We start from the raw sequence: 3,367 nt of genomic DNA, 5'->3' as shown, positions 1-3,367 counted from the left end.
GGTGGCAGCGACGCGAGTTCGGCCGCGACGAACGGGTTGGGCCCGGCGCCCCAGACCAGATCGGCGGACGCGTAGCGGGCGTTCCACTCGTCGCGGTTCACGGTCCCCTCCGGCGGCCGCGCCGCCGCACGCGCGCCAGGGCGGCGGCGACCAGAACGGAGGCGGCCCACGCGGGAGAGCGGCGGCCGCCGGCGCGGCAGCCGCAGCCACCGGCGGCATCGCCATCCGCCGAGCCGGCGCCGCCCGCGTCGGCCCCGCCCGCGTCGGCGCCGGCGCCGGCGTCCGGCGAACCGCACGCCGCGCCGCAAAACTCGAACGCGCCGACGTCGTAGCCGGCGCCCTGCGGGCGCGGCGTGCCGGCGCGATCGGCGGTGACCTCGGCGATCGGCTCGCCGGTGTCGATCACCGGCGACCCGGCCACCGGGCGATGCGCCGCGTCGAACGCGCCGGCCGGTACGGCGAGGTTCGACGCGACCCCGGCCGCCTCGTCGGGCAGCGACGCGGCGACCACCGCCGTGTTGCGTACGTCCACCGCGCTGCCGGCCGACGACGCGGCCCGCAGCGCCCGGCCGACGCCCGCGCCGATCGTCACGTTCCACAGCCGCAGCTCCTCGATGCCGTCCTCGTAGCGCACGGCGGTATCGCTGTCGTAGATCAGCGCATTTTGCACGCGCACCCGCGCCGGAAAGCGCAGCCGCAGCGCGATCTCCGAGTCGTACACGGTCACTCCGTCGACCACCGCGTCGATGTTCTCTTTGAGGTTGAACGCCGCCATGTTCGAGATCATCCCGCCGCGGAAGCCGAACGCGGTCGTATCGCGGATGATCAGCGATGCCCGCGGCCCGCCCGCCGGCGTCTTGGTGTCGACCGCGTTTTCTCCCGGCACGACGCCGGCCGCAAACCCGTTTTCCGGCTGCGGCAACGGCTCGAGCCACAGGCGGCACCCCTCGATGACGATGCCGTCCCAGCCCGGGTCCGGCCGCGCCGGCGCGAACTGGATCGCGTCGCCGGAGAACGTGTGAATGTCGCTGTCGCGAATCGTCAGGTTGCGAACCGCGCCGCCCGTGACACCGTGCGCATCGGTGCGGCCGCCGGTGGCGTCGAGGCAGTGATGGATCGCGCTGCGCTCGATCGTGACGTTCGCTGCGCCGCCGAGGTCCACGCAGTCGCGCCCCGACCTGCGCACCTCGCTATTGCGCAGCGTGAAGTCGTGGCCGGCGGCGTCGACCGCCACCGCAGCCCGCGCCCCGTACTGGCCGTCGAAGATCACGCCGTCGACCGTGAAGTATGCGTGACGGACGTCGAGCACGCGGCCCGACACCGTCACGACGACGTCGCCGTCGCCGGCGGCGCGCACCGCGATCGGCGCACCCGCGTCGCCGTCGCGCACGGTGCGAAGCGACTCGGCGTACGTTCCGGCCGCCACGACGACCGTGTCGCCGGGCATCGCGACGTCGATCGCGGCCTGGATCGACTCGCCCGGCGCGACCGCGATGGTCGCCGCGAACACCCACGCCGTGACCGTCCCGAGCATGCGGCGATCCAATCACGCCCGCCGCCCCCGCACCACCGCGCGGCAGGCGCCGCGCCCCGCAGCCGGTTGCCGCGCTCGCCGCGCAGGCGGCAGATCAGCGGCGTGCGCCGACGCGACCGCACGCGCGTGCCGGTCGCAGTAGAACAGGTTGGAGGTGCCACCCGGATTCGAACCGGGGAATGGAGGTTTTGCAGACCTCTGCCTTACCACTTGGCTATGGCACCGGGCAGCGGTTTGATACCGCAGGCGGCGGGGGAAGTTCAAGGGGCTCGGCCCGTCGGCGCGCGGCCGCACGCGCCGCGATGCACGCCCGCCGCCCGACGCTGCGCGGGCTGCACGCGGCGGCGGAAGGTCGTCCCGCTCGGGCGTCGTCGGTTCCGTGGTAGCCTCGCCGCGGTTTGAATAGGCGACGGCGGGGGGCGTCGGTAACCGTGTGACACGCCAGCCATCCGCGCCACATCGGGAGGCACCATGAACCGACGACTGAACCGATTCGCGACCGCGTTCGCCGCGCTCGCCGCGCTGTGCCTGGCGCTGCCGGCGACGGCGCAGGTCAAGACGCGCGATCACCGCAAACGGCACGCCGACCGGCCTACGGAGCGCGTGAAGGCGCGCCGCGGCAAGCCCAAAAAGGGCGTCCCGCCGATCGCAGTCACGCGGTGGGGGCCGCAGTCCGGCCCGGCCGGCACGGAGGTCGTGATCGAGGGCCGCGGCTTCGGTCGCAAAGTGCTCCTGCTCGTCGGCGGAAAGCGCGTTCGGCCGCACCGCATGAACGACTCGACGCTCGCGTTCCGCGTGCCGCGCCGCGCGGGCGACGGCACGATCGTTCTCCGCCACCCGCAGATGGCCGACGACCTCGTGGTCGGCCGTTTCGACGTGATCGCGCCGCCCCTTGTGCGGTCGGTGTCGCCGGCGTCTGGCGTCGCGGGCACCCGCGTCGAGATCCGCGGGGTCGGCTTCCGTCCCGGCGACCAGGTGCTCATGAACGGCCGCGCGATCGCGGTGGAGTCGCTTGCGCCGACGCGCATCGTGGCGGTCATCCCGCAGGGCGCGACGACCGACTACCTGGTCGTCTCGCGCCCGAACGGCCCACAAGCGCGGTCGCGCCGGCCGTTCCGCGTGGTGCAGCCGGCGCCGGTGATCGAGGCGCTGTCGCCGGTGCGCGGTGCCGCCGGCGCGACGGTGCGCATCCAGGGCAAACACTTCACGGGCAAGGATCGCGTGTTCTACGGCCGGTGGCCGATGCAGGTCACCGGCTCGGCGCCGACGTGGATCGACGCGGTGATCCCGCAGCGGGCCCGCACGGACGAATACATCGTGGTGCGCACGCCGTGGGGGCAGGCGCGATCGCGCGAGCCGTTCCACCTGGACATGCCGCCCGCGATCGCGCGGTTCGCACCGACCTACGGCCCGGTCGGCACGCGGGTGACCATCGACGGCCAGAACTTCGCCGCGGGGGACCAGGTCCTGTTGGCGGGGACGCCCGTTCCGATCGTCCAGCTTCGGCCGACTCAGATCGTCATCGAGATCCCGGCGCGGGCGCGCAGCGGCAAGCTGACGCTGCTGCGCGGCAACCTGCGCGTGCACGCGCGGGGCACGTTCGACGTGGTCGCCGTCCCATCGGTGGCCGAGTTTTCTCCGGCCGGCGGCCCCGTCGGGACGCGCGTCACGATCTCCGGCACGGGCTTCACCCCCGACGTAGAGGTGTTCTACGGCCGTCGCAGGCTGCGCGTACTCCAGCGCTCGGACACGTCGCTCGTCGTCGAGATCCCCCGCGGCGCGCGCGACGACGTCTTCCGCGTCCGAACGCGCGGTGGCGAGGCGTCGTCCGGC

Annotated in this window: 3 protein-coding genes and 1 tRNA gene; 1 reads left to right on the top strand and 3 read right to left on the bottom strand. The window is 73.9% G+C overall.

Annotated elements, in window-relative coordinates; genetic code table 11:
- The 3 genes from D6689_12250 to D6689_12240 form a co-directional block, all read right to left on the bottom strand.
- On the bottom strand, window positions 1–101 hold a 101-nt coding region (locus tag D6689_12250; GenBank protein ID RMH40957.1), incomplete at its 3' end, for a class I SAM-dependent methyltransferase.
- On the bottom strand, window positions 98–1,534 hold the full coding sequence (locus D6689_12245; GenBank protein ID RMH40956.1) for a hypothetical protein: 1,437 nt from the start codon (window positions 1,532–1,534) through the stop codon (window positions 98–100). The genes D6689_12250 and D6689_12245, both read right to left, overlap by 4 nt.
- Window positions 1,535–1,683: 149 nt before the next feature.
- A tRNA-Cys gene (locus D6689_12240) sits at window positions 1,684–1,758 on the bottom strand.
- A 247-nt stretch (window positions 1,759–2,005) separates the two neighbouring features.
- Between D6689_12240 and D6689_12235 the strand changes: the two genes are divergently transcribed.
- A partial coding sequence (locus D6689_12235; protein ID RMH40955.1) for a hypothetical protein occupies window positions 2,006–3,367 on the top strand: 1,362 nt, incomplete at its 3' end.

The sequence above is a fragment of the Deltaproteobacteria bacterium genome, from assembly GCA_003696105.1.
Lineage (GTDB): Bacteria > Myxococcota_A > Polyangia > Haliangiales > J016 > J016.
This window is presented reverse-complemented; position numbering and strand designations above follow the sequence as displayed.